Source organism: Plantibacter flavus, from assembly GCF_002024505.1.
GTDB lineage: Bacteria > Actinomycetota > Actinomycetes > Actinomycetales > Microbacteriaceae > Plantibacter > Plantibacter flavus_A.
Window position 1 is genome coordinate 2,440,056 of record NZ_CP019402.1, and the last position, 24,634, is coordinate 2,464,689.

A 24,634-nucleotide genomic window follows, 5' to 3' on the forward strand; every position below is an offset into this window, starting at 1 on the left:
TATCCTACCATCCAGTTCGGGTCCATGTGTCGCTTCCTTCGCGGTCGCGTCGTCAGGAAGCTGCGAGGGCGAGCAGTTCGCGGGCGTGGGCGAGGCCGCTGTCGGACTCCGCGAGCCCGGAGAGCAGCCGCGCCATCTCCGCCTCCCGCTCGGCGCCGACGAGCTGGCGCACGCTCGACGCCGTCACCGAACCGTCTCCGCCCTTGACCACGCTCAGGTGGTTGTTCGCGAAGGCCGCGACCTGCGCGAGGTGGGTGACGACGATCACCTGCGAGCGTTCGGCGAGGGCCGCGAGGCGACGCCCGATCTCGATCGCCGCGGCTCCGCCGACGCCGGCGTCGACCTCGTCGAACACGAAGGTCGGTACGGGGTCCGCGCCGGCGATGACGACCTCGAGGGCGAGCATCACCCGGGACAGCTCTCCGCCCGAGGCGCCCTTGCCGAGCGGTCGGGGCTCGGCACCGGCGTGCGGCCGGAGGAGGAAGGCGATCACGTCCTTGCCATGCAGCGTGAGGTCGTCGCGATCGGACACCTCGACGACGAGCTCCGCCTCGGCCATGGCGAGCGAGCGCAGTTCCGCGCTCGCGGCTGCGCCGAGTCGAGCAGCGGCTTCGACCCGGACGGCGCTCAACGTCGCGGCAGCGGCATCGACCTCCCCGGAGAGCCGTTCGACGTCGCCCTCGAGCTGGGTGATGCGGTCGGAGTCGCCGTCGAGCTCCATCAGGCGGGTGCTGCCCGTCTCGAGCAGGTGCAGGACGTCGTCAGGCGTCGGCCCGTACTTCCTGGCGAGTGTCGCGAGCGTGGCACGGCGCTCCTGGACGACCTCGAGTTCGCGAGCGCCGTCCTCGTCGAGTCCGGCGAGGTAGCTCGAGAGCTCGGCGGCGATCTCCGCGGCCAGGTAGCTCGCGTTGGCGACACTCGCGGCGATCGCGCCGAGGGCGGGATCGTGCACCGAGGCACGGTCGAGCTGCCGCCGCGCGCCTTCGAGGAGTCCGACGACGTCGCTCTCCTCGCCCGCCTCGGCCGAGACGAGTTCTCGGGCGCCGGCAGCCGAGAGACGGAGCTCTTCGAGGTTCGTCAGTCGATCGGCGCGCTCGGCGAGCTCGGCGTCCTCGCCGGGCTGCGGGTCGGCCTGCTCGATCTCGGCGAGCGCGACGCGCAGTTGCTCGGCCTCGAGGAGCCGCGTGTCGCGCTCGTTCGTCAGGGTCTCGAGCTCCGTCCGCAGCTCGAGGAGCTCCGTGTAGCGCCGCTGGTAGTCGCCGAGGGCCCGCTGGAGCGGTTCACCGGCGAAGCGGTCCAGGGCGTCCCGCTGGGCCGGCGCGGCCCGCAGCCGGATCTGGTCGGACTGCCCGTGCACGACGACGAGCTGCTCGCCGAGTTCGGAGAGGATACCGATGGGCGCCGTCCGGCCACCGACGATCGCGCGGCCGCGGCCCTCGGCGGTCACGATCCGACCGAGCAGCAGCTCTGCCGCATCACCCGCGGGGTCGAGGTCTCCCCCGGCCTCGCGGACGCGCTCGGCGACCACGCCGTCGCCCGGCACCAACCAGCGTCCCTGGACACTCGTCTGCTTCTGGCCCGCTCGCACGACGCCGCTGTCCGACCGCTGACCGAGGAGCAGCCCGAGGGCGGTGACCACCATCGTCTTGCCCGCGCCGGTCTCACCCGTCACGGCGGTGAAACCGGGTCCGAGTGGGAGCGTCCCGGACGCGATGACGCCGAGGTCGCGGATCTCGATCTCCTCGATCATGCAGTGCCCTCCTGATCGCTGTGGTGCCGGGTGGCCGTGGAGGCCGGGACGTGAATGGTGCCGGTCATCGGCTCCTCGCGTCCGACGGGGCCGCGCCATCCGGTGACCGGCAGCCGGAACTTGTTGACGAGACGATCGGTGAAGGTGCTCTCGTGGAGGCGCGCGAGACGGACCGGCACCGAGGAGCGTCTGACGACCACCCGTGCGCCCGGCTGGAGGTCCTTGGCCCGGCGTCCGTCGCACCAGAGCACGCCGAGGCCGTCGGTGCGTTCCAGGACCTCGACGGCGAGGGACGACTCCGGGCCGACCACGAGCGGCTTCGCGAACAGGGCGTGCGCGCTGAGCGGGACGAGGGTGATGGCCTCCACCGACGGCCACACGACCGGGCCGCCCGCCGAGAAGTTGTAGGCGGTTGAGCCGGTCGGCGTCGAGATGACCACCCCGTCGCACCCGAAGGAGGAGAGCGGACGCTGATCGACCTCGATCACGACCTCGAGCATGCGTTCCCGGCTCGCCTTCTCGACCGTGGCCTCGTTGAGCGCCCAGGTCTCGTAGACGACCTCCGCGCCGACCTTGACCCGGACGGAGAGCGTCATGCGCTCCTCCACGAAGTAGTCGCGACGCACGACCCGTTCGACCGTCTCGGCGAGGTCGTCGCGCTCGCTCTCGGCGAGGAAGCCGATGTGGCCGAGGTTCACCCCGAGCAGCGGCGCCGCCGATCCTCGGGTGACCTCGGCCGCTCGCAGGATCGTGCCGTCGCCGCCGAGGACGATCGCCAGTTCGATGTCGCCGAGGGAGACCTCCTCGTCGAGGATGGAGACGACGTCGAGCTCCGGGTCGACGGCGATGAGGTCGGCCCGCTCCAGCGCGCTGAGGACCGGGCGGACGCCCGCCTCCAGGAGCAGCCTGGACACGAGCACGGCGGCATCGCGGGAGTCGTCGCGACCGGTGTGCGCGACGACCAGGATGTTCCTCGCCGCGACCGCAGGATCGGTGGAATGTGCCATCGGGTTACGCTCCAGCCATCGAGGTGATCTGCTGCATCCATTCTGTCGGATTGGTTCCGTGCTCGGCCGATATCCACACCACGTACTCGCGGTTGCCGTGGGTGCCGACGATCGGCGACGGGATGAGCCCGGCCGTCCCCAGCCCGAGGTCCCAGGCCGCCCACAGGACGCCTGCGACGGCGTCGGCACGGAGCGCGGGATCGGTGACGACGCCCTCACGGACGCCACCACGACCGACCTCGAACTGCGGTTTGACGAGCAGGACGAGTTCCGCGGGTGACGCGACGACCGACACGAGTGCCGGGAGCACCTGGGTGAGGGAGATGAACGAGAGGTCGCCGACCACGAGCGACGGACGCTCGTCGAGGCCGGTGAGGTCACTGAGCTGCTCCGGCGTCAGGAAGCGGACGTTGCACCCCTCCACGACCCGCACCCGCTCGTCGTCTCGGAGCTGCGGCACGAGCTGGTCGTGCCCGACGTCGAGGGCGACCACCCGACGCGCTCCGCGCTCGAGCAGGACCTGGGTGAATCCGCCGGTGGAGGCGCCGGCGTCGAGGACGAGTGCGTCGTCGACGACGACCGGGAAGGTGTCCAGGGCGGCGAGCAACTTGTGGGCGGCTCGACTGACGTAGTGGTCGGCGCCGGCGACGGCGACCCGCGCATCCGGGTGGACCCGGTGGGAGGCCTTCACGATCGTGCGGTCGTCGACGCTCACGAGCCCGTCGGCGATGAGCTGGGCCGCATGGGTTCTGGAGCGGGCGAGTCCTCGCGCGGCGAGGGCGGCGTCGAGGCGGGCGGGCTGCGCGGCGCCGTTCGGCGAATCGGCTGCAGCCGGTGCTTCGGGTGTGTTCTCCATGCGTTACGCCGACGTCTTCGGCGAGTCGCTCCCCTCGAGCGTCGCCCGGAGTTCGTCGACGAGCTCGCCGTACGCGGCGGCCCGCTCCTCGAGCGGCTGCTCGTCGATGAGGCGGACGCGGGACACGAGGCCGTCGGTCGGGTGCTCCGGTTCGTTCGTCACAGGGCAACCCTACCGGCCGCCACCGTCGCCGCCCGCGGGAACCGCTGTGGGCGAACACCGGTGGCGACCCGCGCCTCCCGAGGGGTGGGCATCACTCCGCGTACAGGTGCTCCGGGACGTTGAGCCCGTAGATGGCACGGCCGGACGCCCAGATCGCGGCGCACGCGGCACGCAGCAGGTCGATCCGGGAGGGGCCGTCGGACTCCACCACGACGTCGTTCCCGCGGATCCGCACGGTGGCCGCACCGACCGTCGCCGCCTTGCCGTCGCGCGACATGGTGGTGGCCGGATACGGCTCGTGCAGCTGCCGCAGGTCCTCGAGGATGAAGGTCGGCCGGGAGTGCTGGTCGGCCGCGAGGACGTGCTTGGCTCGATCGATGCCGGTCAGGACGAGGGCCGACGCGATCCCGGCGCGGTTCGCGCCGAGGATGTCGGTGTCGAGTCGGTCGCCGATGAAGAGCGGCTTGGATGCGCCGAATCGCACCTTCGCCTCGTCGAAGATCGGCACTTCAGGCTTCCCGGCGACGGTCGCCAGACGGCCGACCGCCGTGTGGACGGCCGACACCAGCGTGCCGTTTCCCGGAGCGATCCCGCGAGCCTGCGGGATGGTCCAGTCCGTGTTCGTCGCGACCCACGGCAGCTCGGAACCGTCGGCGGTCGGCGTTTGCAGCGCGAACGCCGCTTCCGCCAGCTGCGACCAGCCGACTTCGGGAGCGAACCCCTGGATCACCGCAGCCGGCGAGTCCTCAGCCGAGCGGGTGACGACGAAGCCACCCTTCTCGACCTCGTCGACGAGCCCGGCGCCACCGACCACCAGGATCGTCGACCCGGCGGGCACGAGGCCGGCCAGCAGTCTGACCGCGGCCTGTGGGCTCGTGACGACCTCTGCCGGCGCGACGCTGAGGCCGAGGTCGGTCAGGTGCTGCGCGACGGATGCGTCCGTCCGGGAGGCGTTGTTCGTGATGTATCCGACGCGAACGTGTTCCGCCGCCAGGTTCAGCGACTCGACCGCGTGCGGGATCGGGTTCGGGCCGGCGTAGACCACGCCGTCCAGATCGGCGAGGACCACGTCGACGCCGTCGAGCGGGGTCACGGGCTTAGGCCTTCTCGTCAGCAGCGGGCTCACCGGACGGCTCCTCCCCGGGCTGATCGTCGGATTCAGGGGCATCAGCCGCGGGCGACTCGGGTTCGTCGTCGAACTCGAGGAACTCCTCCACGACCACCATCGTCTCGCCCTCGTCGTCTGCAGCGGACTGCTCGAGCGCTTCGGAAGCGATCATCGCACGGTCGTGCCAGACAGCCGCCTCCTCCTCGCGACCGAGGACCTCGAGGGTCTCGGCGTAGGCATTGAACAGCGCCGGGCTGTAGGAGAACGCACGCTTCGGGTCGAGCTGCGGGATCTGCAGCTCGAGCAGCGCGTCCTCGGTCTGCCCGAGGTCGAGCCGGGCACCCGACATCGCGATCGCGAGGGCGACGCGGACCGGCACATCGAGGGTCGAGCGATCGACGGACCGTCCGAGTTCCAAGGCACGCTCCGGTCGGCCGACGCCGCGTTCACTGTCCACCATGAGTGGCAACTGGTCGTCCTTGCCGGAGATACGGCGGTAGGTCCGCAGTTCGCGAAGCGCGAGGGCGTAGTCGCCGGTCTCGTACGCGGTGATGGCGAGGGTCTCGCGGACCATCGCGATCCGGCCGGCCCGACGGGCAGCGGACATCGCGTGGAGGTGGGCCAACGCAGGATCGCTGTCGATCAGTCGCGCCGCCATCGCTAGGTGCTGGGCGACGCCGTCGGCGTTCTCCTTGCTCAGGGTCTTCAGCTCGTTTCGCGCACCCTTGTCGAGGTCCTGCGGCGTGACGTCGTCAGGGATCTCCGGGTCGTCGTGACGCGGCCGGATCGACTTGAGCTCGAACGCGATGCGCTCTTCTTCCGTCAGCTCGCGCTCGCGTCGGAAGGCGTCTCGGTCGCCGCGGGCTGGAGCACCATCGCGCGTCCACAGCTCGCGTCCACCGCTGTCGCGCCCGCGCTCGGGACGGCCACCACGCTCAGAGGAGTGTCCACGGTCGGTCCGGTTTCCACGGTCCGGACGATCGCCGGACGACGGACGGTCGCCGCTCCGTGCAGGACGGTCGGACCGCTGCGGACGATCCCCCGACGCCGGGCGGTCCCGCTGCCAGGCAGGACGGTCCGACCGTTGCGGACGGTCGCCGGACGCTGGTCGATCCTTCTGCCAGGCCGGACGATCCGAACGCTGCGGACGGTCTCCTGATGACGGACGGTCACCGCTGCGCGCGGGACGATCCGAACGCTGCGGACGATCCCCCGCCGCCGGGCGATCTTTCTGCCAAGCCGGACGGTCCGAACGCTGCGTACGGTCCCCTGATGACGGGCGGTCACCACTCCGTGCTGGACGGTCGGATCGCTGGGGACGATCGGTGCCACGAGCGCGATCATCGCGCCGTGCAGCACCACCGTTCCCACGGTTGTCACCGGAGGATCTCGGAGGACGTCGCTCACCCTTGTCGGGCTGGTCTGCTGACTGGTCACTCACGATGATCTCCACGGTGCTCGGACGCCGTCACCCGGCGTCAACCTACTGTTGAATTCTTGTCCCACGGTACCCGTGAAACGACGACTTAACGCAAAATGGCCACCCAAGAACCTTGGGTGGCCATTTCAACGAAGAAGTCCGGCGGTGTCCTACTCTCCCACAGGGTCCCCCCTGCAGTACCATCGGCGCAAAGAGTCTTAGCTTCCGGGTTCGGAATGTGACCGGGCGTTTCCCTCTCGCTATGGCCGCCGAAACACTATTGATGTATCAAAGTGAACAAGCAAACCAACACGCTGTGCGAACACAGTGGTGTTGTTTGCGGGTTCTCGACCGTACATCGAGAACCACTCAGTGGACGCGTAGCATCTTCGTATTCAAACAAAGAAAGTGTTATCAAATTATCGGCTTATTAGTACCGGTCAGCTCCGAGAGTCTTTCGTCCTCTCTTCCACATCCGGCCTATCAACCCAGTAGTCTGGCTGGGAGCCTCTCGCCCGAAGGCATGGAAATCTCATCTTAAGGCCGGCTTCCCGCTTAGATGCTTTCAGCGGTTATCCATCCCGAACGTAGCTAATCAGCGGTGCTCCTGGCGGAACAACTGACACACCAGAGGTTCGTCCAACCCGGTCCTCTCGTACTAGGGTCAGATCCTTTCAAATTTCCTGCGCGCGCAGCGGATAGGGACCGAACTGTCTCACGACGTTCTAAACCCAGCTCGCGTACCGCTTTAATGGGCGAACAGCCCAACCCTTGGGACCTACTCCAGCCCCAGGATGCGACGAGCCGACATCGAGGTGCCAAACCATGCCGTCGATATGGACTCTTGGGCAAGATCAGCCTGTTATCCCCGAGGTACCTTTTATCCGTTGAGCGACAGCGCTTCCACAAGCCACTGCCGGATCACTAGTCCCGACTTTCGTCCCTGCTCGACTTGTCAGTCTCACAGTCAAGCTCCCTTGTGCACTTACACTCGACACCTGATTGCCAACCAGGTTGAGGGAACCTTTGGGCGCCTCCGTTACTTTTTGGGAGGCAACCGCCCCAGTTAAACTACCCACCAGGCACTGTCCCTGAACCGGATTACGGTTCGAAGTTAGATATCCAGAGTGACCAGAGTGGTATTTCAACAATGACTCCACCTGAACTAGCGTCCAAGCTTCAACGTCTCCCACCTATCCTACACAAGCCACACCGAACACCAATACCAAGCTGTAGTAAAGGTCACGGGGTCTTTCCGTCCTGCTGCGCGTAACGAGCATCTTTACTCGTAATGCAATTTCGCCGAGTTCGCGGTTGAGACAGCTGGGAAGTCGTTACGCCATTCGTGCAGGTCGGAACTTACCCGACAAGGAATTTCGCTACCTTAGGATGGTTATAGTTACCACCGCCGTTTACTGGGGCTTAAATTCTCAGCTTCGCCTTGCGGCTAACCGTTCCTCTTAACCTTCCAGCACCGGGCAGGCGTCAGTCCGTATACATCGTCTTGCGACTTGGCACGGACCTGTGTTTTTAGTAAACAGTCGCTTCCCACTGGTCTCTGCGGCCTTCAAACGCTTTCGGAGCAAGTCCTAATACGCCTCAGGCCCCCCTTCTCCCGAAGTTACGGGGGCATTTTGCCGAGTTCCTTAACCACGATTCTCTCGATCTCCTTAGTATTCTCTACCTGACCACCTGAGTCGGTTTGGGGTACGGGCCACTAGAACCTCGCGTCGATGCTTTTCTTGGCAGCATAGGATCACCTACTATCCCTTACGGGTCCGTATCGTGTCTCAGCCTTCACGAGAGACGGATTTGCCTATCTCTCAGCCTACGCACTTACACCGGGACAACCATCGCCCGGCATAGGCTACCTTCCTGCGTCACACCTGTTAATACGCTAAACGCACCAGCATGGGGTCGAGCGTTAGACCGGAGCCATCATCCCCGAAGGGAATCAGTCGTCCGGGTTAGGACTCTTAGCACCACTGGATTATCTTGGGCGGTTCTTCGCGGGTACGGGAATATCAACCCGTTGTCCATCGACTACGCCTGTCGGCCTCGCCTTAGGTCCCGACTTACCCAGGGAAGATTAGCTTGACCCTGGAACCCTTGGTCTTTCGGAGGACATGTTTCTCACATGTCTTTCGCTACTCATGCCTGCATTCTCACTCGTGTAGCGTCCACGGCTGGTTTACACCGCCGCTTCACTCGCCACACGACGCTCTCCTACCCATCAATACGGCTGGACCACGAAGGCCTACCAAAAATATCAATGCCACAACTTCGGTGGCGTGCTTGAGCCCCGTTACATTGTCGGCGCGGAATCACTTGACCAGTGAGCTATTACGCACTCTTTCAAGGGTGGCTGCTTCTAAGCCAACCTCCTGGTTGTCTGTGCAACTCCACATCCTTTCCCACTTAGCACGCGCTTTGGGACCTTAGTTGGTGGTCTGGGTTGTTTCCCTCTCGACGATGAAGCTTATCCCCCACCGTCTCACTGCTGCGCTCTCACTTACCGGCATTCGGAGTTTGGCTGACGTCAGTAAGCTTTTGGGCCCCATCGGCCATCCAGTAGCTCTACCTCCGGCAAGAAACACGCAACGCTGCACCTAAATGCATTTCGGAGAGAACCAGCTATCACGAAGTTTGATTGGCCTTTCACCCCTATCCACAGCTCATCCCCTCAGTTTTCAACCTAAGTGGGTTCGGTCCTCCACGACGTCTTACCGTCGCTTCAACCTGGCCATGGATAGATCACTTCGCTTCGGGTCTAGGACATGCGACTGAATCGCCCTATTCAGACTCGCTTTCGCTACGGCTACCCCACACGGGTTAACCTCGCCACATATCGCTAACTCGCAGGCTCATTCTTCAAAAGGCACGCTGTCACACCAACAAGGGTGCTCCAACGGTTTGTAAGCAAACGGTTTCAGGTACTATTTCACTCCCCTCCCGGGGTACTTTTCACCTTTCCCTCACGGTACTTGTCCGCTATCGGTCATCTGGGAGTATTTAGGCTTATCAGGTGGTCCTGACAGATTCACACGGGATTTCTCGGGCCCCGTGCTACTTGGGATACTCCTCGCACGATTGCAGCATTTCGACTACCGGGCTGGCACCGTCTCTGGCTGGGCTTTCAATCCCATTCGTCTATACCACGTTCTAATGCTCCCCGAATATCAGTTCGGAGTGAGAAGTCCCACAACCCCGGACATGCAACGCCTGATAGCTATCACACATGCCCGGTTTAGCCTCTTCCGATTTCGCTCGCCACTACTGACGGAATCACTGTTGTTTTCTCTTCCTGGGGGTACTGAGATGTTTCACTTCCCCCCGTTCCCTCTACCCGCCCTATATATTCAGGCGGGAGTCACCAGATCACCACAAGGGGCCTGGCGGGGTTTCCCCATTCGGAAATCCTCGGATCACAGCTCGTTTATCAGCTCCCCGAGGCTTATCGCAGATTACTACGTCCTTCTTCGGCTCCAGATGCCAAGGCATCCACCGTTTGCTCTTAGAAATTTGAAATCACATGAGTTTGAATCGATCGACACCAGTTACCTGATGCAGATTGACCAATGATCTACCACCCTCCGAAGAGGGTGTTTGATCTTTGTGATCCACAACCCCGAAAGGTCATGAATCTAAGATGCTCGCGTCCACTGTGTAGTTCTCAAAGTACGGGCGGTACCTCTCTCCTTGACCATTGATGTCAAGCAAAAGAGGCCCTGAGGTTCGTCCTTCCTCCACCGAAGCGGAGAAGATCCGGTCCCTCAGGACCCAACAGCGTGCATATGCAAACCCTCCAGCCGGCCACCGTTCCAATCTCCCGAAGAAGACGTACTTGCTGGCAGACTCTCACGTCTACATCAATGTCAATGTTCCACCCATGAGCGCCACCCGAGAACATTCGTCTCAGTGTGACTTGGCAACGTAAACCTCGCTGTATACAGACGAGCGTTGCACATGCTCCTTAGAAAGGAGGTGATCCAGCCGCACCTTCCGGTACGGCTACCTTGTTACGACTTAGTCCTAATTACCGATCCCACCTTAGACAGCTCCATCCTTGCGGTTAGGCCACTGGCTTCGGGTGTTACCGACTTTCATGACTTGACGGGCGGTGTGTACAAGGCCCGGGAACGTATTCACCGCAGCGTTGCTGATCTGCGATTACTAGCGACTCCGACTTCATGAGGTCGAGTTGCAGACCTCAATCCGAACTGGGACCAGCTTTTTGGGATTCGCTCCACCTTACGGTATTGCAGCCCTTTGTACTGGCCATTGTAGCATGCGTGAAGCCCAAGACATAAGGGGCATGATGATTTGACGTCGTCCCCACCTTCCTCCGAGTTGACCCCGGCAGTATCCCATGAGTTCCCACCATGACGTGCTGGCAACATAGAACGAGGGTTGCGCTCGTTGCGGGACTTAACCCAACATCTCACGACACGAGCTGACGACAACCATGCACCACCTGTTTACGAGTGTCCAAAGAGTTGACCATTTCTGGCCCGTTCTCGTATATGTCAAGCCTTGGTAAGGTTCTTCGCGTTGCATCGAATTAATCCGCATGCTCCGCCGCTTGTGCGGGCCCCCGTCAATTCCTTTGAGTTTTAGCCTTGCGGCCGTACTCCCCAGGCGGGGCGCTTAATGCGTTAGCTACGACACGGAAACCGTGGAATGGTCCCCACATCTAGCGCCCAACGTTTACGGGGTGGACTACCAGGGTATCTAAGCCTGTTTGCTCCCCACCCTTTCGCTCCTCAGCGTCAGTAGCGGCCCAGAGATCTGCCTTCGCCATCGGTGTTCCTCCTGATATCTGCGCATTCCACCGCTACACCAGGAATTCCAATCTCCCCTACCGCACTCTAGTCTGCCCGTACCCACTGCAGACCCGAGGTTGAGCCTCGGGATTTCACAGCAGACGCGACAAACCGCCTACGAGCTCTTTACGCCCAATAATTCCGGACAACGCTTGCACCCTACGTATTACCGCGGCTGCTGGCACGTAGTTAGCCGGTGCTTTTTCTGCAGGTACCGTCACTTTCGCTTCTTCCCTGCTAAAAGAGGTTTACAACCCGAAGGCCGTCGTCCCTCACGCGGCGTTGCTGCATCAGGCTTTCGCCCATTGTGCAATATTCCCCACTGCTGCCTCCCGTAGGAGTCTGGGCCGTGTCTCAGTCCCAGTGTGGCCGGTCACCCTCTCAGGCCGGCTACCCGTCGTCGCCTTGGTGAGCCGTTACCTCACCAACAAGCTGATAGGCCGCGAGTCCATCCTTGACCAAAATTCTTTCCAGCAACTCACCATGCGGTGGAAGCTCGTATCCGGTATTAGACGTCGTTTCCAACGCTTATCCCAGAGTCAAGGGCAGGTTACTCACGTGTTACTCACCCGTTCGCCACTAATCCACCCAGCAAGCTGGGCTTCATCGTTCGACTTGCATGTGTTAAGCACGCCGCCAGCGTTCGTCCTGAGCCAGGATCAAACTCTCCGTAAATGTTGAATTGCACGATCCGAAGACCGGCACATTTCGCGCACCATGCCACCGGAATAGGTGAACACGATGCAAGTTTGAAACTGACAGAACAAATCATTACTGACTTGCTTTGTTTTGTTTAAATGTTTTCCAAAGGAATCTCTTACAACATCAACCAACCGAAAAGGAAGGCATCAATTGCACGAGGTTTTTGGCATTTGACATTGTGCACGCTGTTGAGTTCTCAAGGATCGGATGCTCCTGCCTTTGGCCATCACGACCGCCCTGCAGGGCAACTTCTCTAACTTACCACTTCTTCGGTTCTTGTCAAGTCGAACCAGGAGCTGATCTGCGTGGACCGGAGTCCGCTTGATCCTCACCGCTTCGATGACCCGAGAGCTGGGAAGTTCCAACCTAGTCTTGAAGTGAGACGATCTCAAGTGTGAGTTTGACTCACGTGGAGATGCTCGGCTTTTGGCTGGGTATCAGTCCCACTTGAGGCCGGGAAGCTCTTCCGCTTCCCGCACCTTTGGGGTGACGAGTGATTACTTTACGCAGACCGCCAGGGGCTGGCAAATCCTCGCTGCATCCCGGGCGTGTCGCCCGGATCCACGCGCTTCAGTCCCGATCAGCGTCACCGATGCCGAGGACGGCCGCTGAGCCGGAACCGGCCGCGACGACCGTCGCGACGGCGAGCGGGCTTCCGCCCCAGGCGGTGAACGAGTACTCGTCTCCGGCGGAGTCGACCGACCAACTGCGCTCGCCCGTGGTCGCGTCGATGCCGACGAGCGTGTCGTCGAGCGTCAGCAGGAGGGTCCGGTCGCTGTATCCGACGAGGCTGCCTTCGGCGTCCCGCTCCTCGTACCGGATCTCACCGTCTCGAGCGCCGACCCCGGTGTATCCGCCGTCGCCGTCACCGAGCATGATCGTGTCGCCCACGGTGTAGGCGCCGTCCCAGGTGCTCGTCAGTCCGCTGCGCCACTCGACCTCGCCGGATCGCGGGTCGAGGCGGCGGACCCGCTCCCCCGACTGGTCGGCGACGACCAACAGTCCGCTCGCGTCGAGCACCACCGGCAGTGCCCCGGTCGCCTTCCAGCGCTCGGCGCCGGTGCGGTCGTCCACCCCGCGGATCGTGGTGTCGTTGCCGGAGTAGTCGATCGCGACGAGATCGCCGCCCACCTGCTGGTAGTACCAGGAGAGGTCGCCCTGCCAGTCGATGGTCGATCCGTCGTCGAGCGAGTAGACCGCACCGTCGTAGAAGAGCTTGTCGCCCGCGGTGGTCGCCCGCTCGCCTGCGTCACCCCTGACTTCCCAGACCGGGTCGGTCAGGTCCGTCGACCGATAGCGGCCGACCGTCCCGGTGCCGTCGGCCGTGGTCGACGAGATGAGCAGGTCGCCCTCGAGACCCGGGACGAACGCCGCCGGTGCAGCGAAGTCGGCGAAGCCGATCCCCTCGACACTCGCGTGCTCCTGCGAGGTGGACACCACGTGCCCGTCGCGACGGCTCACGGCGACCATGAGGTCTCCCTGACTCAGCACGATCGCGGCCGCATCCGGTGGGGAGACGACCACCGGTGCGTCGAACCGGTCGAACTCCGGCGAGAGCTCGGTGACGCGACGGTCCCAGAGCGTGTGGCCGTTCGCCGTGTTCACCAGGGAGACCACCGTCTCGCCCGGAGCGTCGTCGAGCGTCGTCTGATCCAGTGGCCGGTCGGTCGACCACACGAGCAGCGCGGTGTTGGGGCTCGCGGTGTACCCGTTGAGGTAGAGCTCGTCGCCCGCGGGCACCTCGTCGTCCAGCGGATGCGCGAGTTCCCACGTTCCGACGGTCGGCTTCGTCGGGAGGTCGCGGAGGAGCGCGAGCCCCTCGACGCGGTGGGGGACGGCCGCGACCACGATGAGCACGACCACGACGATCGCAGCGACCACGGCCAGTGCGAATCCGCCGAGGAGGAACCATCGGCGTCGCGAGGGGGTCCGCTTGACCGTGCTGGGCAACGAATCGGGGTGCCAGAGGGCACGGGGCGCGGCCGGTTCCCCAGGTGCCTCCCCTGCGGAGCTTGCCGAAGCCGGCTCGTCCGCAGCGGCTGTCGCCGGGTGCGGAGTCGACGCCTGCGCCGGCGCCGGGTTGGTGGACTCGGAACCTGGAACCGGTGTCGGCACGGCGATCGCCGGGATCGAGGTCGCAGTACCGGCGTCAGTGGGTTCAGTCGTGTCGACGTCCGGCGACGGCAGTCGATCGGCTTCCGCTGCTGGGGCGCCGGTCTCGACGCGGAGTGCATGCACCTCGAGGAGGACGCCGTCGTCGGCTGTGGCCGGCCGCTCGCCCGGAGCCTCCGACTCGGGCTCGTCCGTGGATTCGTCCGCCGGCTCCGGCTCGTCCGCCGCCTCGGCCTCGGCCGGCGTCTGCACCGTCGACAGCTCGCCCGTGCGCAGCGGCAGCATGGCCCCACAACTCGGGCACACACCGTCGCGACGGTCGACGATCTCGGTCCCGCACGCCTCGCAGAGCTGCACTCGGAGCATCCCCTTCAGGTTCGATGACGACGACGATGCCGTCGTCGGATCAGGCGGGCGCTCCGTCGAGGAACAGCCCGGCGAGGGTGCGCTTGCCGCGGCGCAGCACGGCCACCCCGCCCGTCAGGAACCGGTCGTCCAGAGTCGCGTCGACGTCGTCGATCTTGCGGTTGTTCACCGAGACGCCTCCCTGGGCGACCGCGCGTCGAGCCTCACCGAGGCTCGAACACAGCTCCGTGTCGACGAGTGCCTGGATGACGAGGGTCTCCGCCGTCACCCGCGCGTTCGGCAACTCCGTGACGGCCGACCGCAGCGTGTCCGCGTCGAGAGCGTCCAGATCGCCCTGACCGAAGAGCGCGGCCGACGCGGCGATGGCCGCATCCGTCGCGGCGACCCCGTGGACGAGCGCGGTGACGGCGTAGGCGAGGGTCTTCTGCGCCTCCCGCTTGAACGGTTCCGACTCGGTCGCGGCCGCCAGTCGCTCGATCTCCACCCGATCGAGGAACGTGAACACCTTCAGCCGGGCGATGACGTCCGCATCGTCGGTGTTGACCCAGAACTGGTAGAACGCGTACGGGCTCGTCATGCTCGGGTCGAGCCAGACCGCGTTGCCTTCGCTCTTCCCGAACTTCGTGCCGTCCGAGTTCGTGATCAGCGGGGTCCCGATCGCGTGGACGGTCGCCCGCTCGACCCGGTGGATGAGATCGGTGCCGCTCGTGAGGTTGCCCCACTGGTCGCTCCCGCCGGTCTGCAGGACGCAGCCGTATTCTCGGTACAGCTCGAGGTAGTCCATCCCCTGGAGGATCTGGTAACTGAACTCGGTGTAGCTGATCCCCGCCTCCGAGTTGAGGCGGGCACTGACCGCGTCCTTCTTCAGCATCGTGCCGACGCGGTAGTGCTTGCCGATCTCCCGCAGGAAGTCGATCGCCGAGAGCGGTGCGGTCCAATCGAGGTTGTTGACCATGCGCGCGGCGTTGTCGCCCTCGAAGCTGAGGAAGCGTTCGATCTGCGCCCGGAGCGACTGCACCCACTCGGCGACGGTGTCCGGCGTGTTCAGCGTACGCTCGGCGGTCGGTCGTGGGTCGCCGATGAGGCCGGTCGAACCGCCGACGAGCCCGAGCGGGCGGTGTCCGGCCAGCTGCAGCCGACGCATGACGAGCAGCTGGACCAGATTGCCCAGGTGGAGGCTCGCAGCCGTCGGGTCGAACCCGCAGTAGTAGGTGATCGGCGCTCCACCGAGCAGACGCTTCAGCTCCTGCTGATCCGTCGACACATGGACGAGCCCGCGCCAGACGAGTTCGTCCCAGACGTCCTCGAAGGTCGGATCGTTGCGCTGGTCAGGAAGAGCGAGGTTCGACACGCTTGCAAGGCTATCAGCGCAGGATCGGCGGCTGGATCGGGTGCATCGGCACCGGCGCGATCGCGGCGATCGTGATGTGCAGGAATTCCTTTCATTCGTCGGAGTTGTGGAAATACCTACACGTTGCGACTAGGGTGATCGAGCCGAGCCACCGCCGGGAGGAGAGCCGTGTACGTGCTGACCGTCGATCAGATCGCAAGCCGAACCGGCCCTGATCGCGCCGCCGATGTGATCGACTCGATCAACGACCGGTTCGCGGACCGCCTGCTCCTCCAGGCCGAACGCACGGCGGGGGACGAGTTCCAGCTCGCCACCGATGACGCCGGGATCGCGCTCGCCATCGCCTTCGACCTCCTCCGGGATCGTGGCTGGAGCGTGGGCATCGGACAAGGCGACGTCCGACGTCCGCTCCCCGAGTCGACCCGAGCCGCGACCGGTCAGGCCTTCTACGCTGCGAGGGAGGCTGTCACGCGGGCCAAACGGGCACCCTTCCGGTTCGCGCTCGAGGCGGCCGACCAGCAGGGCGGCGCCGATGTCGAAGCGCTCATCGTGCTCCTCCTCCACCTCCGCGACCGGAGGACCGACGGCGGATGGGAGGTCGCCGACCTGCTCGCGGCCGGCGCGACCCAGTCCGAGGCCGCGGCACGACTCGGCATCACCGAGAGTTCGGTCAGTCGCCGGGTCGCGGCCGCCGGAGTCCGAGCCGAAGCCGCGGCGACCACCGCGCTCATCCGCCTCCTGGCGAAGCTCGACCAGGACGCCTCCGTGCACCACCCCGACGACCGAAAGGACGAGCGATGAACCTCGTCACGCTCACGCCCATCACCTGGCCGACCGTCATCGGCCTCCTCGGAAGCGCGCTCGTCTTCCTCCTGCTGGCCCGGATGCTGAGCGCGCGTCTCGCAGATCGTCTCATGGTCGTGGCGGCGGCCCTCATGGTGGTCGGGGCCATCCTGATCGCGCTCGTCCCCTCGATCCCGCCGACCGGTCCTGCACTCGTGCTCCTCGGCGTCTTCGTCCTGGCCGTCGCGGTCGCCGGCGGTGGTCCGGTCGCCTCCTTCGTCCTCACCCTCGCGACGAAGGGCAGCGTCGCCCCCGGAATCCACGGGGGCATCCTCGTGGAGCGCCGGAACCCGAGCGCCTCGCAGGTCGTCGGACGTCCGATCGAAGTGCTGCGCGGCGGGACCGCCATCGGGATCCTCGAACGGCTCGCCCTCGTCGCCGCGTTGTTCTCCGGCTATCCGGAGGCGATCGCGGTCATCGTCGCGGTGAAGGGTGTCGGACGCCTCACCGAACTCGACTCGGCCGAGGCGCGCGAGCGGTTCATCATCGGCTCGCTCGCCAGCCTCCTCTGGGCTGCCGGGGTGGCGTCGATCCTGCTGCTCGCGCGAGGCTGAGTCGGCGGATCAGTCCACGGCCCTGGGCGAGCGGCGGTAGGGCGAGACGGTCGTCTCCCCCGGCAGCACGAACCGCCACGGGTAGGCGGCTCCCCCACCGACCCCGCTGACGCCCGTCCGCGGACCGGCCGCAGAGGCGAGCGGGCGCTCGGGCAAGCGCAGATCGAAGGGCGGCTCGGCGAGGTCGTCACCCGACTGGTCGAGCGCGATCCCGAGCGCCACGGTGAGCCGCGCCGGTCCTCTGGCCAGGTCGCGATCCGGCACCCGTTCACCGCGTCGCAGCCGCGCGAGCTCCAGGCCCGCGACGACCTCGCCGGCACGCAGGAGGACGGCCGACGCCGTGCCGACGGGTGAGCACACGACGTTGACGCACACGTGCATGCCGTAGCTGAAGTAGGCGTACAGATGCCCGGGCGGACCGAACATCGGACTCGTGCGCGGGGTCGGACCACGGTGCGCATGGGATCCGGGATCCTCGCCGACCCCGAGATAGGCCTCGACCTCGGTGAGACGGACCGACACGGTGCCCTCGGGCGTCGTGTGGGACAGCACCGCTCCGAGCAGCGCGGGCGCGACCTCGAGGGCCGATCCCGAGGTCAGCGCCCGCAGCGGACCGGCCGTCGTCATCGGACCCCGCCCCGTCTAGAGCGAGAGGGCCTGTGACAGCGCGCCAACCCGCCCGACGAGTGTCACGAGCTGGTCCTGGACCCGCTCCGGCGCAGTCCCACCGGCGCCGAGTCGGCTACCGATCGAGCCGTCGACGGTCAGGACGCTCCGCACGGCCGGCGTGAGATGTTCCGAGACACCCGCCAGTGCCGCGTCGTCGGGTTCGTCGAGTGCCAGCCCGCGCTCCTCGCAGTACCGCACGAGCTCGCCGCTGATCTCGTGCGCGTCGCGGAAGGCCACACCCTGCTTGACGAGCCACTCGGCGACGTCCGTCGCGAGGGAGAACCCCTCCGGTGCGAGCTCGCGCAGCCGTGCCGTGTCGAAGCGGAGCGTCGCCACCATCCCGGTGAACGCCGGGAGCAACACCTCGAGCTGGTTCACGGAGTCGAACACCGGCTCCTTGTCCTCCTGCAGGTCGCGGTTGTACGCGAGCGGCAGCGCCTTCAGCGTCGCCAGCAACCCGGTCAGGTTCCCGATGAGTCGCCCGGACTTGCCGCGGGCGAGTTCGGCGATGTCGGGGTTCTTCTTTTGCGGCATGATGCTCGAGCCGGTCGAGTAGGCGTCGTCGAGGGTCACGAACCCGAACTCGCGGGTGTTCCAGACGATGATCTCCTCGGCGAACCGGGACAGGTTGATCCCGATGAGCGAGGTGATGAACGCGAACTCGGCGACCACGTCGCGGCTGGCGGTGGCGTCGATCGAGTTCTCCGTCGGCCGGTCGAGCCCGAGCTCGTGAGCGACGAGCACCGGGTCGAGCCCGAGGGAGCTCCCGGCGAGCGCTCCGGAACCGTACGGCGATGCGCTCGCCCGGGCGAGCCAGTCGCGGAGCCGTTCCAGGTCGCGGGTGAGCGGCCAGGCGTGCGCGAGCAGCTGGTGGGCGAGCAGCACCGGCTGGGCGTGCTGCAGGTGCGTGCGGCCGGGCATCACCGCGTCCGGGTGTGCTTCGGCCTGGGAGACGATCGCGTCGATCAGGTGGATGACGTCGCGGGCGATCACCCGTCCGTGATCGATGAGGTAGAGGCGCACGAGCGTGGCGATCTGGTCGTTCCGGCTCCGACCGGCACGCAGCTTCCCACCGAGTCCCTTGCCGGCCCGTTCGACGAGCCCGCGTTCCAGCGCCGAGTGGACGTCCTCATCGCTGTCGGCCGCGACGAACGTCCCGTCGGCCACATCGGCGTCCAGGACGTCGAGGGCTGCGAGCATCCCACCGAGCTCGTCCTCGTCGAGGTACCCCGCCGACGCGAGCGCTTTGGCGTGGGCACGGGAGCCCGCGATGTCGTATGCGGCGAGGACCCAGTCGAACTGCGTGGACTTGCTCAGACGGGCGAGTTCCGGTGACGGGCCGCTCGCGAAGCGTCCACCCCAGAGGGCCCCGGATTCGCCTGCTCGATTCTGCTGATCTGCCACGATGGGCCTCCTGTACTGCTGGCGTCCGGAGCACTCCGGACTGGTCGGTCGGCCGCAGCCGGGGAAGGGTCAGGCCGCAGAGCCGGCGTGCTGCTGCTCGAGCAGCCACACGAGCAGGGCCTTCTGCGCGTGGAGGCGGTTCTCCGCCTCGTCCCAGATGATGCTCTGTGCCCCGTCGATGACCTCGGCCTCGACCTCGAAGCCGCGGTCGGCGGGCAGGCAGTGCATGAAGACGGCGTCGGACGCTGCGAGCCCCATGAGCCCGCGGTCGACCCGGTAGCCGCCGAAGATGGCCACGCGTTGCGCCTTCTCGTCTTCCTTGCCCATCGACACCCAGGTGTCGGTGATCATCACGTCGGCATCCGCCGCCGCCGTGTCGGGGTCGGTGGTCACGAGCACGGAGCCGCCCGTCGTCGCGGCGATGCGCTCCGCGTCGGCGACGACGTCCGCTGCCGGGGCGAACTCGGCCGGGGCGGCGATACGGACGTGCATCCCCGCCGTCGCGCCGGCCAACAGGTAGGAGTGGGCCATGTTGCTCGCTCCGTCGCCGAAGAACGACATCGTCAGACCGGCGAGCTCGCCCTTGTGTTCGCGGATCGTGAGGAGGTCGGCGAGGAGCTGGCACGGGTGGAAGTCGTCGGACAGCGCGTTGACGACGGGCACGGTCGTCCCGGCCGAGATCTCCTCGAGACCGGACTGGGCGTAGGTCCGCCAGACGATCGCCGCGACCTGACGTTCGAGGACGCGAGCGGTGTCGGCGGCCGTCTCCTTGCCGCCGAGCTGGCTGTTGGCCGTCGAGATGATGAGCGGTGATCCGCCGAGGTCGGCGATCCCCACCGCGAAGGAGACGCGGGTCCGCGTCGAGGACTTGTCGAAGATGACCGCGACGGTCTGCGGGCCTTCGAGCGGCTTGCGAGACCAGCGGTCGCGCTTCAGTTCGGTGGCGAGGTCGAGGATCTTGGCCTGCTCGGCCGGGCTGAGGTCGTCGTCGCGGAGGAAGTGACGGGTCATGGCTGGTGGTCCTGTTCGTGTGGGTCGATGGCCGGTCAGGCCTGGACGGCGTCGAGCGCCGCGCGGAAGAGGGAGGTGAACTCGTCGATCTCGGCGTCGCCGATGATGAGCGGCGGCGCGATCCGGATGCTCGTCGCGTTCGGGGCGTTGATGATGAGCCCACGGTCGAACGCAGCAGCAGACAGCTCGGCCGCCACCGGGGCGCTCAAGCCGATGCCGATGAGCAGCCCGTGTCCGCGGACCTCCTCGACGAGCGGGGAACCGATGGCGGTGATGACGGCCCGCAACTGCTCACCGCGCGCGGCGGCGTTCTGCACGAGACCGGCGCGCTCGATCTCCTCGAGCACCGCGTTCGCCGTCGCGGTGGCGAGCGGGTTGCCGCCGAAGGTGCTGCCGTGCTGGCCGGGTCCGAACAGCTCGGAGGCGGCGCCGAAGGTGACGAGGGCGCCGATCGGCATGCCACCGCCGATCCCCTTGGCGACGGTGATCGCGTCCGGGACGATGCCGTCCCGCTGGAACGCGAACCACTCCCCCGTCCGACCGGCCCCGGTCTGGATCTCGTCGATGATGAGCAGCACGCCGTGCGCCTCGGTGAGTGCCCTGGCACGGGCGAGGTAGCCCTCCGGCAGGTCGATGACGCCGGCTTCGCCCTTGATCGGTTCGAGGATCAGCGCGGCGACCCGGTCGTCGATCGCCGCTTCGAGTGCCTCGATCGTGGTCGGGATGTGCTCGACGCCGCCCGGGAGCGGGTGGAACCCCTCCTGCAGGGCGGGCTTCCCGGTCAGGGCCAGCGCGCCGAAGGTCCGCCCGTGGAAGGAGTTCTCCAGGGTGAGCACGCGGGTCCGCGATCCGTCGCCGTGGTTGAGTCGGGCGAGCTTGAACGCCGCCTCGTTCGCCTCGGCACCGGAGTTCGCGAAGTACACCCGGCCGCCCTCGTCCGCTCCGGCGAGACGCTTGAGTCGGGCCGCGAGCTCGAGCTGCGGCGGACTCGAGAAGTAGTTGGAGACGTGCGCGAGCGTGCCCGCCTGTCGCGTGATCGCACCGACGAACGCCGGATGCGCGTGTCCCAGTGCGTTCACCGCGATGCCCGCGAGGAAGTCGAGGTAGCGGTTGCCCTCGGCGTCCCAGACATGGCATCCCTCACCGCGCGTCAGCATGGCGATCGGCGTGTTGAACGTGCGCATCATGTCGCGGTCGACGCGGCTCTTCCAGTCGCTCATGAGTCCTCCGGGACGACCTCGGTGCCTGAGCCGTTCTGGGTGAACACCTCGAGCAGGATGGAGTGGGGTACGCGGCCGTCGATGATGGCAGCCTTGGCGACCCCGCCGTCGACGGCGTCGAGGCAGGCGGTCATCTTCGGGATCATGCCCGATTCGAGCGAGGGCAGCATGGCTCGGAGCTCACTCGTCGTGATCTGCGAGACGAGCGAGTCGCGGTCGGGCCAGTCGCTGTACAGCCCGGCGACATCGGTCAGGATGACGAGCTTGGCGGCACCGAGTGCGACGGCGAGCGCCGCGGCGGCCGCATCGGCGTTCACGTTGAGCGTCTGGCCGGGCTGGTCGAGGTCGGGGGCGATCGAGGAGACCACCGGGATGTTGCCGGCGTCGAGGTAGGCCTGCACCGAGGTCGGGTCGACGCTGACGACGTCGCCGACGAGCCCGATGTCCACGGTCTCGCCGTCCACGACGATCGAGCGACGACGTCCGCCGAACAGGCCCGCGTCCTCGCCGGACAGTCCTGCGGCGAGCGGGCCGTGTTCGTTGATCCGCCCCACGAGCTCGGGGTTGACCTGACCGGTGAGGACCATCCGGACGACCTCCATGGCCTCGGGCGTCGTGACCCGGTACCCGCCGCGGAACTCGCTGTGGATGTCGAGCCGCTCGAGCATCGCGGAGATCTGCGGGCCACCACCGTGCACGACGACGGGCTTCAGCCCCGCGTAGCGCAGGTAGACCATGTCCTCGGCGAACGCCTGCGCGAGTTCGTCGCTCACCATCGCGTTGCCACCGAATTTCACGACGATCGTCTGGTCGCGGAAGGTCTTCAACCAGGGAAGGGACTCGATGAGGGTGGCGGCCTTGATCGCCGCCTCCTCGGGAGAGTTGTCTCGGTACTGGGTCATCATCAGCTCGCGTAGGCGCTGTTCTCGTGCACGTAGTCGTGCGTGAGGTCGTTCGTCCAGATGGTGGCACCCGTGTCGCCGGCGTGGAGGTCGATGAGCACGTGCACGGCGCGCGGTGAGAGGTCGACGAGGTCGCGCGACTGATCCGGCTCGCCGGCCGTGCACACCTGGACGCCGTTCATGGCCACGTCGATCCCGTACGGGTCGAACTCTGCGCCCGTGGTCCCGACGGCCGCGAGCACCCGGCCCCAGTTCGGGTCGTTGCCGAAGATGGCCGCCTTGAAGAGGTTGCTGCGGGAGACCGCGCGGGCGACCTCGACCGCGTCGTCCTCGGACACCGCGCCGACGACCTCGATCGCGACGTCGTGGGCCGCGCCCTCGGCATCGGCCTGCAACTGCAGGGTGAGGTCGCGACAGACCTCCGTCAGCGCCTCGGTGAAGGCGGACAGCTCCGGGGTGACGCCGCTCGACCCGGAGGCGAGGAGCGACACCGTGTCGTTCGTGGACATGCAGCCGTCGGAGTCGAGGCGGTCGAAGGTGACGCGGGTCGCGCTGCGGAGCGCCTGATCGAGCTGAGCCGGCTCGAGCACGGCGTCGGTCGTGATGACGACGAGCATCGTCGCGAGCCCGGGGGCGAGCATGCCCGCGCCCTTCGCCATGCCACCGACGGTCCATCCGTCCGCGCTCCGCACGGCCTGTTTCGGCTTCGTGTCAGTCGTCATGATGGCGGTCGCCGCGGCGAGCCCGGCCGCTTCGCTCGCACCGTCCTGGCCGGCGACCGCGCGGGTGGCGTCCCACACGCCTGCGGTCAGCTTGTCGAGGTCGAGCTGTTCGCCGATGAGCCCCGTGGAGCAGACGAGGACGTCGCCGGCCGAGATCGCGAGACGCTCGGCGACGGCCTCCGCGGTCGCGTGCGTCGTCTGGAAACCGCGCGTCCCCGTGTAGCAGTTCGCGCCGCCGGAGTTCAGGACGATCGCCGAGACGATGCCGTCCTGCATGACCTGCTCGCTCCAGAGGACCGGGTTGGCCTTGCACCGGTTGCTCGTGAACACCGTCGCCGCGTGCTGCAGCGGACCGACGTTGTGGACCACCGCGAGGTCGAGGCCCCCGGAGGTCTTGAGGCCGCAGGCGACGCCCGCCGCGAGGAATCCTGCTGCTGCTGTCACACTCACGGTGCCACTCCATTCACACTCAAGCCGGTCGTCTCGGGGAGCCCGAGCGCGATGTTCGCCGATTGGATCGCCGCGCCGGCGGTCCCCTTCACGAGGTTGTCGACCGCGGTCACGACGACGACCCGTCCCACCGTCTCGTCGACGGCGAGTCCGATCAACGCGGTGTTGGCGCCGAGGACGTCGGCCGTCCGTGGGAACGAGCCCTCCGGCAGCACCTGGACGAACGGTTCGTCGGCGTAGGCCGTCTCCCAGGCTTCGCGGACGGCTGCCGCCGTGGTGCCCGGGACGATGCGTGCCGTCGAGGTGGCCAGGATGCCGCGCGACATCGGGACGATGACCGGGGTGAACGAGATGGAGGCGCGATCGGCACCGGCCGCCCGGAGGCTCTGCGTGATCTCGGGGATGTGCCGGTGGGTTCCGCCGACGGCGTAGGGGTTGGCCGTGCCGAGCACCTCGCTCGCGAGCAGGTTGACCTGCAGGCTCTTCCCCGCACCGGACGGCCCGACGGCGAGCACGGAGACGAGGTCGAGCGGCTCGATCACCCCCGCGGCGATGCCGGGCGCGAGGGATAAGGCGACCGTGCTGGCGTTGCATCCGGGAGCGGCGATCCGCTTGGCGCCGACGAGAGCATCGCGCCCCCGACCGGTGGACGTCTGGAGCTCCGGCACGCCGTAGGCCCAGGCGCCGAAGTAGTCGCCGCCGTAGAACGCGTCCCAGTCGGCTTCGTCGACGAGCCGGTGGTCGGCTCCGCAGTCGACGACGAGGGTCTCCGCTGGAAGCGGTGCCGTCACCTCACCCGACTTGCCGTGCGGCAGGGCGAGGAAGACGACGTCGTGTCCCGCCAGCACCTCCGGCGTCGTCGCCTCGAGGACGAGATGCCGGAGGGAGCGGAGGTGTGGCTGGTGGTCGACGAGCGGTTGACCGGCGTTCGCGTGCGCGGTCACCGTCCTGACGTCGAAGTCGGGGTGGTCGGCGAGCAGCCGAAGCAGCTCGCCTCCTGCGTAGCCGGATGCTCCGGCCACCGCTACAGAGAAGGACATGGCTCTACCTTATTGAGTGGACGCTCGAGGGGCGGAGGCGGCGACTCCTGGACGACGGCACGATCACCTGGACCGTGCGAGCACCGGGGTCGCCTATCGTCGCTCTGCGGTAGCGCGTGCGGACACGGGACGGCGGAGGGCGCGGAGCGTGATCGCCCGCGA

General features: G+C 66.5%; 18 protein-coding genes and 3 rRNA genes. 3 read left to right on the forward strand and 18 right to left on the reverse strand.

Translation table 11 applies throughout. From position 1 onward, the window contains the following. Nucleotides 1–52: 52 nt before the first annotated feature. From recN to BWO91_RS11470, 6 genes are all read right to left on the reverse strand, one after another. Nucleotides 53–1,750, reverse strand: a complete 1,698-nt coding sequence (gene recN, locus BWO91_RS11450) for a DNA repair protein RecN (protein WP_079002651.1) — start codon at nt 1,748–1,750, stop codon at nt 53–55. Beyond that, a complete protein-coding gene (locus tag BWO91_RS11455) occupies nt 1,747–2,757 on the reverse strand; it encodes an NAD kinase (RefSeq protein WP_079002652.1) in 1,011 nt (336 codons plus the stop codon). The genes recN and BWO91_RS11455 overlap by 4 nt, the downstream gene beginning before the upstream one ends. Before the next feature lie 4 nt (nt 2,758–2,761). Further along, complete coding sequence (locus BWO91_RS11460; RefSeq protein ID WP_079002653.1) at nt 2,762–3,613, reverse strand: TlyA family RNA methyltransferase; 852 nt, start codon at nt 3,611–3,613, stop codon at nt 2,762–2,764. A 3-nt stretch (nt 3,614–3,616) separates the two neighbouring features. Then, on the reverse strand, nt 3,617–3,775 hold the full coding sequence (locus BWO91_RS19935; protein WP_167620469.1) for a hypothetical protein: 159 nt from the start codon (nt 3,773–3,775) through the stop codon (nt 3,617–3,619). A 91-nt stretch (nt 3,776–3,866) separates the two neighbouring features. Continuing rightward, nucleotides 3,867–4,943: an HAD-IIA family hydrolase gene (locus BWO91_RS11465; protein WP_079002654.1), complete on the reverse strand. Its 1,077-nt coding sequence runs from the start codon at nt 4,941–4,943 to the stop codon at nt 3,867–3,869. Beyond that, nucleotides 4,873–5,541 (reverse strand): hypothetical protein, encoded by a 669-nt coding sequence (locus BWO91_RS11470; protein WP_240555475.1) that lies wholly within the window; start codon nt 5,539–5,541, stop codon nt 4,873–4,875. Before BWO91_RS11470 ends, BWO91_RS11465 begins: the two co-directional genes overlap by 71 nt. Nucleotides 5,542–5,655: 114 nt before the next feature. Here BWO91_RS11470 and BWO91_RS19940 point away from each other — a divergent pair, with 114 nt between their 5' ends. After that, nucleotides 5,656–6,042, forward strand: a complete 387-nt coding sequence (locus tag BWO91_RS19940) for a hypothetical protein (RefSeq protein ID WP_167620401.1) — start codon at nt 5,656–5,658, stop codon at nt 6,040–6,042. A 418-nt stretch (nt 6,043–6,460) separates the two neighbouring features. On the opposite strand, the gene rrf is transcribed toward BWO91_RS19940, so the two are convergent. From rrf to tyrS, 5 genes are all read right to left on the reverse strand, one after another. Next, a 5S ribosomal RNA gene (gene rrf / locus BWO91_RS11475) occupies nt 6,461–6,577 on the reverse strand. Nucleotides 6,578–6,713: 136 nt separating this feature from the next. Beyond that, nucleotides 6,714–9,831 (reverse strand): 23S ribosomal RNA (locus tag BWO91_RS11480). 449 nt (nt 9,832–10,280) lie between these two features. Next, nucleotides 10,281–11,801 (reverse strand): 16S ribosomal RNA (locus BWO91_RS11485). Together the 16S, 23S and 5S rRNA genes form the textbook arrangement of a ribosomal RNA operon. A 597-nt stretch (nt 11,802–12,398) precedes the next feature. Next, on the reverse strand, nt 12,399–14,306 hold the full coding sequence (locus BWO91_RS11490) for a PQQ-binding-like beta-propeller repeat protein (protein ID WP_079002655.1): 1,908 nt from the start codon (nt 14,304–14,306) through the stop codon (nt 12,399–12,401). Nucleotides 14,307–14,346: 40 nt separating this feature from the next. Next, the gene (gene tyrS / locus BWO91_RS11495) at nt 14,347–15,657 is read right to left on the reverse strand and encodes a tyrosine--tRNA ligase (RefSeq protein ID WP_079002656.1); all 1,311 of its coding nucleotides are present in this window, start codon (nt 15,655–15,657) and stop codon (nt 14,347–14,349) included. A gap of 168 nt (nt 15,658–15,825) precedes the next feature. On the opposite strand from tyrS, the gene BWO91_RS11500 reads away from it, so the two are divergent. Both BWO91_RS11500 and BWO91_RS11505 read left to right on the forward strand, forming a co-directional pair. After that, nucleotides 15,826–16,458 (forward strand): hypothetical protein, encoded by a 633-nt coding sequence (locus BWO91_RS11500; RefSeq protein WP_079002657.1) that lies wholly within the window; start codon nt 15,826–15,828, stop codon nt 16,456–16,458. After that, nucleotides 16,455–17,054, forward strand: coding sequence for a hypothetical protein (locus BWO91_RS11505; RefSeq protein ID WP_079002658.1), 600 nt, complete (start codon nt 16,455–16,457; stop codon nt 17,052–17,054). The genes BWO91_RS11500 and BWO91_RS11505 overlap by 4 nt, the downstream gene beginning before the upstream one ends. Before the next feature lie 9 nt (nt 17,055–17,063). Here BWO91_RS11505 and BWO91_RS11510 read toward each other — a convergent pair whose 3' ends face one another. From BWO91_RS11510 to argC, 7 genes are all read right to left on the reverse strand, one after another. Continuing rightward, the gene (locus BWO91_RS11510) at nt 17,064–17,681 is read right to left on the reverse strand and encodes a DNA-3-methyladenine glycosylase (RefSeq protein WP_079002659.1); all 618 of its coding nucleotides are present in this window, start codon (nt 17,679–17,681) and stop codon (nt 17,064–17,066) included. Between the two features lie 15 nt (nt 17,682–17,696). After that, nucleotides 17,697–19,127 carry an argininosuccinate lyase gene (gene argH / locus BWO91_RS11515; RefSeq protein WP_079002660.1) on the reverse strand — a complete coding sequence of 477 codons (1,431 nt, stop codon included), beginning with the start codon at nt 19,125–19,127 and terminating at the stop codon, nt 17,697–17,699. 69 nt (nt 19,128–19,196) lie between these two features. After that, a complete protein-coding gene (argF, locus tag BWO91_RS11520; protein WP_079002661.1) occupies nt 19,197–20,138 on the reverse strand; it encodes an ornithine carbamoyltransferase in 942 nt (313 codons plus the stop codon). Nucleotides 20,139–20,173: 35 nt separating this feature from the next. Next, the gene (locus tag BWO91_RS11525) at nt 20,174–21,358 is read right to left on the reverse strand and encodes an acetylornithine transaminase (protein ID WP_079002662.1); all 1,185 of its coding nucleotides are present in this window, start codon (nt 21,356–21,358) and stop codon (nt 20,174–20,176) included. Then, nucleotides 21,355–22,260 (reverse strand): acetylglutamate kinase, encoded by a 906-nt coding sequence (gene argB / locus BWO91_RS11530; protein ID WP_153303442.1) that lies wholly within the window; start codon nt 22,258–22,260, stop codon nt 21,355–21,357. The genes BWO91_RS11525 and argB overlap by 4 nt, the downstream gene beginning before the upstream one ends. 2 nt (nt 22,261–22,262) lie before the next feature. Next, a complete protein-coding gene (argJ, locus tag BWO91_RS11535) occupies nt 22,263–23,432 on the reverse strand; it encodes a bifunctional glutamate N-acetyltransferase/amino-acid acetyltransferase ArgJ (RefSeq protein WP_079002664.1) in 1,170 nt (389 codons plus the stop codon). Further along, nucleotides 23,429–24,472 (reverse strand): N-acetyl-gamma-glutamyl-phosphate reductase, encoded by a 1,044-nt coding sequence (gene argC / locus BWO91_RS11540; RefSeq protein WP_079002665.1) that lies wholly within the window; start codon nt 24,470–24,472, stop codon nt 23,429–23,431. Before argC ends, argJ begins: the two co-directional genes overlap by 4 nt. Nucleotides 24,473–24,634: the final 162 nt, after the last annotated feature.

What these genes read in the sequence shown, in the direction of transcription:
- recN (WP_079002651.1), bottom strand. Translation starts at nt 1,750, where the DNA reads ATGATCGAGGAGATCGAGATCCGCGACCTCGGCGTCATCGCGTCCGGG.
- BWO91_RS11455 (WP_079002652.1), bottom strand. Translation starts at nt 2,757, where the DNA reads ATGGCACATTCCACCGATCCTGCGGTCGCGGCGAGGAACATCCTGGTC.
- BWO91_RS11460 (WP_079002653.1), bottom strand. Translation starts at nt 3,613, where the DNA reads ATGGAGAACACACCCGAAGCACCGGCTGCAGCCGATTCGCCGAACGGC.
- BWO91_RS11465 (WP_079002654.1), bottom strand. Translation starts at nt 4,943, where the DNA reads ATGCCCCTGAATCCGACGATCAGCCCGGGGAGGAGCCGTCCGGTGAGC.
- BWO91_RS11470 (WP_240555475.1), bottom strand. Translation starts at nt 5,541, where the DNA reads ATGGCGGCGCGACTGATCGACAGCGATCCTGCGTTGGCCCACCTCCAC.
- BWO91_RS11490 (WP_079002655.1), bottom strand. Translation starts at nt 14,306, where the DNA reads ATGCTCCGAGTGCAGCTCTGCGAGGCGTGCGGGACCGAGATCGTCGAC.
- BWO91_RS11505 (WP_079002658.1), top strand. Translation starts at nt 16,455, where the DNA reads ATGAACCTCGTCACGCTCACGCCCATCACCTGGCCGACCGTCATCGGC.
- BWO91_RS11510 (WP_079002659.1), bottom strand. Translation starts at nt 17,681, where the DNA reads ATGACGACGGCCGGTCCGCTGCGGGCGCTGACCTCGGGATCGGCCCTC.
- argF (WP_079002661.1), bottom strand. Translation starts at nt 20,138, where the DNA reads ATGACCCGTCACTTCCTCCGCGACGACGACCTCAGCCCGGCCGAGCAG.
- BWO91_RS11525 (WP_079002662.1), bottom strand. Translation starts at nt 21,358, where the DNA reads ATGAGCGACTGGAAGAGCCGCGTCGACCGCGACATGATGCGCACGTTC.
- argB (WP_153303442.1), bottom strand. Translation starts at nt 22,260, where the DNA reads ATGACCCAGTACCGAGACAACTCTCCCGAGGAGGCGGCGATCAAGGCC.
- argC (WP_079002665.1), bottom strand. Translation starts at nt 24,472, where the DNA reads ATGTCCTTCTCTGTAGCGGTGGCCGGAGCATCCGGCTACGCAGGAGGC.